Genomic DNA, 6,513 nt, shown 5'->3' with positions numbered 1-6,513 from the left:
CCCTGGCCGCCCTGGAGGCGCGCGGCCTCGTCCGGCGCGACCCGGACCCGCACGACGGCCGACGGCAGCTGGTGTCCCTGAGCAACGAGGGCCGCGCGCGGCTGGCGGGCGACCGGCTGGCCCGCGAGGAGTGGCTGGCCCGGGCGCTGCAGGACGGCTACACCGACGCCGAGCGCCGGACGATCCTCGACGCACTGGTGCTGCTCGACCGCCTGACCCAGCCGTGACGGCGGTCGCCACCGGGTTCGACCGTCGCCTCACCGCCCCGCTGATCCTGGGGTCGGTGCTCAACCCGATCAACTCGTCGATGATCGCCGTCGCGCTCATCCCGATCGGCCTCGCCCTGGGCGCTCCCCCGTCGCAGACCGTCTGGCTGGTCTCCGCGCTCTACCTGGCCACGGCCGTCGGGCAGCCGGTCGTCGGCCGGCTCGTCGACCTCTTCGGCCCGCGCCGCCTCTACCTGACCGGCACGGCCCTGGTCGGGGTCGCGGGCGTGGCGGGTGCGCTCGCCCCCAACCTCGGCACGCTCGTCGGCGCGCGCGTGCTGCTCGGGCTGGGCACGTGCGCCGCGTTCCCCGCGGCCATGTCGCTCCTGCGCAGCGAGTCGGTGCGCACGGGTCAGGAGAGCCCGACCGGCATCCTCACCGCGCTCTCCGTGTCCAACCAGGTGGTCGCCATCATCGGACCGACCCTGGGCGGTCTGCTCATCGCCGCGGGCGGCTGGCGCACGATCTTCACCGTCAACATCCCGCTGTCCGTCGCCTGCCTGGTGCTCGGCTGGCTGCGGCTGCCGCGCACGCGGACCAGCGCGGCCGGGTCGGTCCGCCGGCTGGACCTGCCCGGCATCGGCCTGTTCGCCGCCATGCTCACGGCCCTGATGCTCTTCCTCATGAACCCGCGGGCCGCGGACTGGTACCTGCTCGCGATCACCCTCGCGGCCGCCGCGGGCCTCGCCCGGCGCGAGCTGCGCGTGCCCGAACCGTTCCTCGACCTGCGGCTGCTGGGCGGCAACGTGCCGCTGCTGGTCACGTTCCTGCGGCAGCTGCTCAACTCGACCGCGATCTACGCCTTCCTGTACGGCTACGTGCAGTGGCTCGAGGCCGGCCGCGGCATGAGCGCGGCGGCCGCGGGGCTGCTGCTCCTGCCCATGTCAATCGCGGCCGTCATCGCGTCTGCCGTGTCGGGGCGGTACCGGGAGCTGCGCGTCAAGCTCGTCGTCGGCAGCACGTCGCTCGTCGCCGCCTGCACGCTCCTGCTGACCGCCGGCACCACGACCGCCACCGGGGTGCTCGTCGGGCTCGGTGCCCTCGTCGGCGTGAGCCAGGGCCTCAACGGCCTCGCCAACCAGAACGCGCTCTACCGGCAGGCCGAGACGGAGCGCATGGGATCGGCCGCGGGGCTGCTGCGGACGTTCACCTACCTCGGCGCGATCGTCGCCGCGGCCGTCGTCGCCGCCGCGTACGCCACGGGCGCGCACACCGGAGGGCTGCACCACCTCGCCGCCCTCATGCTCGCCTGCGGCGTCGCCCTGCTCCTCGTCTCCCTGATCGACCGCTCGCTCACCCCCGAAAGGCACCTCACGTGACCCTGACGACGCTCGACCCCGTCACCGCCCTGATCGTCATCGACCTGCAGAACGCGGTCGTCGCCCTGCCGACGGCGCACCTGACCGACGACGTGGTCCGCCGGTCCGCGCAGCTCGCCGACGCCTTCCGGCGCCACGGCCTGCCCGTCGTGCTGGTCAGGGCCCTCGGCGGCGCGCCCGGCCGCACCGAGGCCCCGCGCCGCCTCGGCGGCGGCCCGATCCCGGACGGGGCCGCCGAGCTCGTGACCGAGCTGACCCCGCAGCCGGGCGACCACGTCGTCGCCAAGCGCACGTGGGGCGCGTTCCACGAGACCGGCCTCGGCGAGCTGCTTGCGGGGCTCGGGGTCACCCAGGTCGTGGTGGTGGGGGTCGCGACGAGCGCCGGCGTCGAGTCGACCGCCCGCGCGGCCCACGAGCACGGGCTCCACGTCACGCTCGCGGTGGACGCGATGACCGACATGAGCGCCGAGGCGCACGAGAACAGCGTGGGGCGGATCTTCCCGCGTCTCGGCGAGACGGGGACCACCGACGAGGTGATCGCGCTGCTGGAGGCGACGCGCGCCTGAGCTACGCCCGCTCGAGCAGCGTGAGCACCTCGTAGTGCGTGGTCTGCGGGAACATGTCGAGCACCTGCGCGCGGCGAGGTCGCAACGACGGCATGGCCGCCAGGTCCCGTGCCAGCGAGGCGGCGTTGCAGCTGGAGTAGACGACCTGCCGGACGCCCGACGCCTCCAGCCATCGGCTGAGGTCCTCGCCGATGCCGCGGCGCGGCGGGTTGACGATCACGAGCTCGGGGGCGGCCGCGGCGCCGAGCGCGAAGGCGGTGGCGTCGCCGGCCGCGAACCGGACGCGCGACAGGCCGGCCTCCTGCGCGCTCAGGGTCGCGCTGGCGATCGCCTCGGTGCTGGTCTCGATGCCGATGACGTCGCGGCCGGCAGCGGCGCAGTGCAGCGCGAAGCCGCCGACGCCGCAGTACAGGTCCCAGACGGAGGTCGGCGCGAGCTCGTCGACCCACGCCCTGGCCTGCCGGTACAGCGCCGCGGCGATCTTGGTGTTCGTCTGGAAGAAGGACTGCGGGCGCAGGTGCAGATCGACGCCGTTGAGGCGCATCCGCAGCGTCTCGTCGGCGGTCAGCAGGATCTCCCGGTCGCCCTCCAGCACGGCCTTGTGGTCCGGCAGCAGGTTGACCGACACCACGCGCAGCTCGGGGAGCGCCTCGAGCAGCCACGGCAGGTGCTTGCGGATCCGCGCGACGGGCTCCTGCGAGCGCAGCACGAACCGGAGCATGAGCTCGCCGTCGGGTGACTGCGTGACCAGGAGGTTCTTCAGCTCGCCGGACCTCGCGGGGACGTCGTACGGCGTCAGGCTCGCGCGGGTGACGAAGGCGGCGAGCACCGGAAAGGTGGCGGCGAGGGTGTCGGGGTAGAGGCCGCAGCCCTGCAGGTCGACGCCCCGTCCCTCGGCGTCGAGGATCCCCAGCGTCGGCTCGGCCACCGTGCCGCCGACCACCATCTTCGCCTTGTTCCGGTATCCCGACTCCCGCCCGCTGACCGGCGGCAGCCACGCGAGGTCGTCGCGATCGCCCAGCAGGTCCTGGCAGTGCCGCTCTTTGTCGGCCACCTGCTCGCCGTGGGGACGTCCCATCCACGTGCACGACCGGCACCGGTGCGCGTCGAAGTAGGGGCACTGCATGGGCGCGACTCTACGTCGCGGTCCCCGGCACCCCGTGCGCACGGGCACCACCTCGTGAAAGGGTTCACCGAGTCGCGACGAAGGGACAGCCGCATGCACGGGACCGAGCAGATCGCGCTGCGCGAGGACTTCGCACCCTGGTCGTTCGCCGAGCTGGCCTCGCCGGCCGCCAAGGCGGACCAGGCCGCGTACCAGGACGAGCTGCGCGCCCGGGGGCACACCATCGGGGCCGACTGCGTGGTGTCCCGGCTGGCGGCGGTGCACCCGGACTCCCTCACCCTCGGGGACCGGTCCACGGTCGCCGCGCACGCCCATCTCACGGGCGACCTCGCGATCGGCGCGGACTGCACGGTCAACGTCGGCACGGTGGTGCGCGGGACCGTCACGCTGGGCGACGCCGTCCGGATCGGCAGCCGCACCAGCCTGCTCGGGTTCGACCACGGCACGGCCGACCTGACGGTGCCGATCTTCCGGCAGCCGATGTCGTCGCTCGGCATCACGGTCGGCGACGACGTCTGGGTCGGGTCGCACGTCGTCGTGCTCGACGGCGTCACCATCGGGTCGCACGCGGTCGTCGGCGCCGGGTCCGTGGTCACCCGCGACGTGCCCGACTGGGCCGTCGTCGTCGGCAACCCGGCCCGCGTCGTCCGCGACCGTCGTCTCCCGAACGGGCGCGCCGACGACGGCCCGGCCGCACGACTGCGCCGGTTCGCGGACCAGGCGCGCGCGGAGGCGTCGGACCTGCTCGCGCGCCACTGGGACGGCGAGCACTGGACCGACCGACCGGGCGGCGCGCCGACCGTGCGCGCCCACTGCGACGCCGTCGAGATCGCCGACCTGCTGCTGGGCGCCCCGCCCGGACCCCTCGCGCGCGAGGAGCACGTGGCCCGGCTGCGCGGCTGGCAGGCCGACGACGGCCTCGTGCACGAGCTTGGCCGCGCCGCCGGCGGCGTCCCCGACCTGCCGCTGCCCGGGCTGGGCGACGACACGGACGTCTACCACCTGCTCTGCGTCGGCTACGCGCTCGACGTGCTCGGCTCGACCTGGCGCGCGCCGATCGCGCCCGTCGCCGACCTCGAGCCCGCCGCCGTCGTCGCGGCCCTGGACGCCCTGGACTTCCCGCACGACGCGTGGTCCGCGGGCCACCGGGCCGACGCCCTCGGGACGGCGCTGACCTGGGAGCTCCGGGCCGGCCGACCGGTCCCGCCGGGCGTCGTCGACGCCCTGCTCGGCTGGCTGCTGACGCACCGCGACCCCGGCACGGGCCTGTGGGGCCGCGCCGGCGTGGACGGACTGCGGCTCCCGGTCAACGGCTTCTACCGGACCGTGCGCGGCACGTTCGCGCAGCTGGGCGTCGACCTGCCGAACACCGAGGCCACCATCGACGCGGTCCTGCGGCACGCCGCCGACCCGCTGACGTTCGGGCCGGGACGCGAGACCGCGTGCGACGCCCTCGACGTGCTGCACCCGCTCTGGTGGCTCACGCGGCACGACCGGCGGCACCGCTGGCCGGAGATCCAGGGCCTCGCGCGGGCGCACGCCGAGCGCATCGTCGAGCGCTGGCAACCGGGCCGGGGGTTCGCGTTCGAGACCCGCGCCGGGAGCACCCCGACGCTGCAGGGCACCGAGATGTGGCTGGCGACGCTCTGGTACGCGGCCGACCTGCTCGACGCCTCCGACGCCCTCGGCTACCGGCCCCGCGGCGTCCACCGACCGGAGGCGGCGGTCACGCTCGGCGGCTGAACGGCTGCCCAAATCCTGAGTAACCTGATCAACATACGAGACGAGGGTGTCCGGGGGCGCCCTCAGCCGTCATCCTCGTCCCTATGCACACCGCCCGCCGCCCCGTCACGACGTGTTGTCCCGTCGTCACGGTCGCCGCGCGCCCCTGCTGTCCGCGGACCGTCTGACCCCAGCTCCGCCCGTCCCCCGGCGAAGCGATCGACGCCCGCCGCGTTCCGACGGCGGCTCGACGCCCCGCCACCCCCGTCCCCCACGGAGGTCACGCCTCATGGCGTCCACCCACGCCTTTGCCCGCGTGTCGCCCGAGCGATGTCGCTGAGCCTCGCCGCTCACCGACCCGCTCGCCCTCGACACCCCAAGGACCTGCCATGACTGCCCGGACCACGCGCCGCGTCGCCCTCGCACTGACCGCCCTGCTCACCGCCTCGCTGGCCGCCTGCTCGTCGGGTGCCGCCGCGGACAGCGACGACGCCGCCACCGACGCCACCACGCCGAGCGCCGACGCCCCGCTGGCGGAGGCCCCCGAGCTGCGGCTCGGCTACTTCGCCAACCTCACGCACGCCAACGCGCTCGTCGGCGTCGACGACGGCACCTACCAGAAGGCGCTCGGCGACACGAAGCTGACCACGCAGATCTTCAACGCCGGCCCCGCGGCCGTCGAGGGCCTGTTCGGCGGCGCGATCGACGCGTCGTTCGTCGGCCCCAACCCCGCCATCAACGCGTACGCGCAGTCCAACGGCGACGCGATCCGCATCGTCAGCGGCGCCACCTCGGGCGGCGCGCAGCTGGTGGTCCGCGACGGCATCGACAAGCCGGCGGACCTCAAGGGCACCACGCTCGCGACGCCGCAGCTGGGCAACACGCAGGACGTCGCCCTGCGCGCGTGGCTCGACGACCAGGGCCTCAAGACGTCGCTGACCGGCGGCGAGAGCGACGTGACCATCGCGCCGCAGGAGAACTCGCAGACGCTCGACGCGTTCAAGGCCGGGCAGCTCGACGGCGCCTGGCTGCCGGAGCCGTGGGCGTCGCGCCTGGTGGTCGACGCGGGCGCGCACGTGCTCGTCGACGAGTTGGACCTGTGGCCGGACGGCGACTTCGTCACCACGCACCTCATCGTCTCGACCGACTTCCTCTCCAAGTACCCGGGCACGGTGAAGAAGCTCATCGAGGCCGAGTACGACACCAACGAGTGGATCGCGGCGAACCCCGAGGAGGCCAAGACCACGGCCAACGCGGCGATCGAGAAGCTCAGCGGCAAGCCGCTGTCGCAGGACGTGCTCGACCGCGCCTGGGGCAACCTGCGCCTCACGCTCGACCCGATCGCGTCGAGCCTGCAGACGTCGGCCGACAACGGGGTCGCCGCCGGCGTCTCCAAGAAGACCGACCTGCACGGCATCTACGACCTGACGCTGCTCAACCAGGTCCTGGCGGCCCACGACGAGGACCCCGCGGACGACGCGGGCCTGGGGGTGTCGAGCAAGTGACGACGACGA

The 6,513-nt window shown here is 74.2% G+C and carries 6 protein-coding genes; 5 read left to right on the top strand and 1 reads right to left on the bottom strand.

From position 1 onward, the window contains the following. From AC1DQC_RS18040 to AC1DQC_RS18030, 3 genes are all read left to right on the top strand, one after another. Positions 1-227: MarR family winged helix-turn-helix transcriptional regulator (locus tag AC1DQC_RS18040; RefSeq protein WP_477052611.1), on the top strand; the 227-nt coding region annotated here is incomplete at its 5' end. Continuing rightward, positions 224-1,585: an MFS transporter gene (locus AC1DQC_RS18035; protein WP_477052610.1), complete on the top strand. Its 1,362-nt coding sequence runs from the start codon at positions 224-226 to the stop codon at positions 1,583-1,585. The genes AC1DQC_RS18040 and AC1DQC_RS18035, both read left to right, overlap by 4 nt. Continuing rightward, a complete protein-coding gene (locus tag AC1DQC_RS18030; protein WP_477052609.1) occupies positions 1,582-2,151 on the top strand; it encodes an isochorismatase family protein in 570 nt (189 codons plus the stop codon). Before AC1DQC_RS18035 ends, AC1DQC_RS18030 begins: the two co-directional genes overlap by 4 nt. 1 nt (position 2,152) lies before the next feature. Here AC1DQC_RS18030 and rlmC read toward each other — a convergent pair whose 3' ends face one another. Continuing rightward, on the bottom strand, positions 2,153-3,277 hold the full coding sequence (gene rlmC / locus AC1DQC_RS18025; RefSeq protein WP_477052608.1) for a 23S rRNA (uracil(747)-C(5))-methyltransferase RlmC: 1,125 nt from the start codon (positions 3,275-3,277) through the stop codon (positions 2,153-2,155). 93 nt (positions 3,278-3,370) lie between these two features. Here rlmC and AC1DQC_RS18020 point away from each other — a divergent pair, with 93 nt between their 5' ends. Beyond that, positions 3,371-5,020 carry an acyltransferase gene (locus AC1DQC_RS18020; RefSeq protein WP_477052607.1) on the top strand — a complete coding sequence of 550 codons (1,650 nt, stop codon included), beginning with the start codon at positions 3,371-3,373 and terminating at the stop codon, positions 5,018-5,020. A 368-nt stretch (positions 5,021-5,388) separates the two neighbouring features. Continuing rightward, positions 5,389-6,504, top strand: coding sequence for an ABC transporter substrate-binding protein (locus AC1DQC_RS18015; RefSeq protein WP_477052606.1), 1,116 nt, complete (start codon positions 5,389-5,391; stop codon positions 6,502-6,504). The last annotated feature ends 9 nt before the right edge of the window (positions 6,505-6,513 follow it).

Source organism: Cellulomonas sp. P4_H12 (assembly GCF_056400905.1).
The sequence above is the reverse complement of the archived record's forward strand: the minus strand, read 5'-3'. Positions and strand labels throughout refer to the sequence as shown.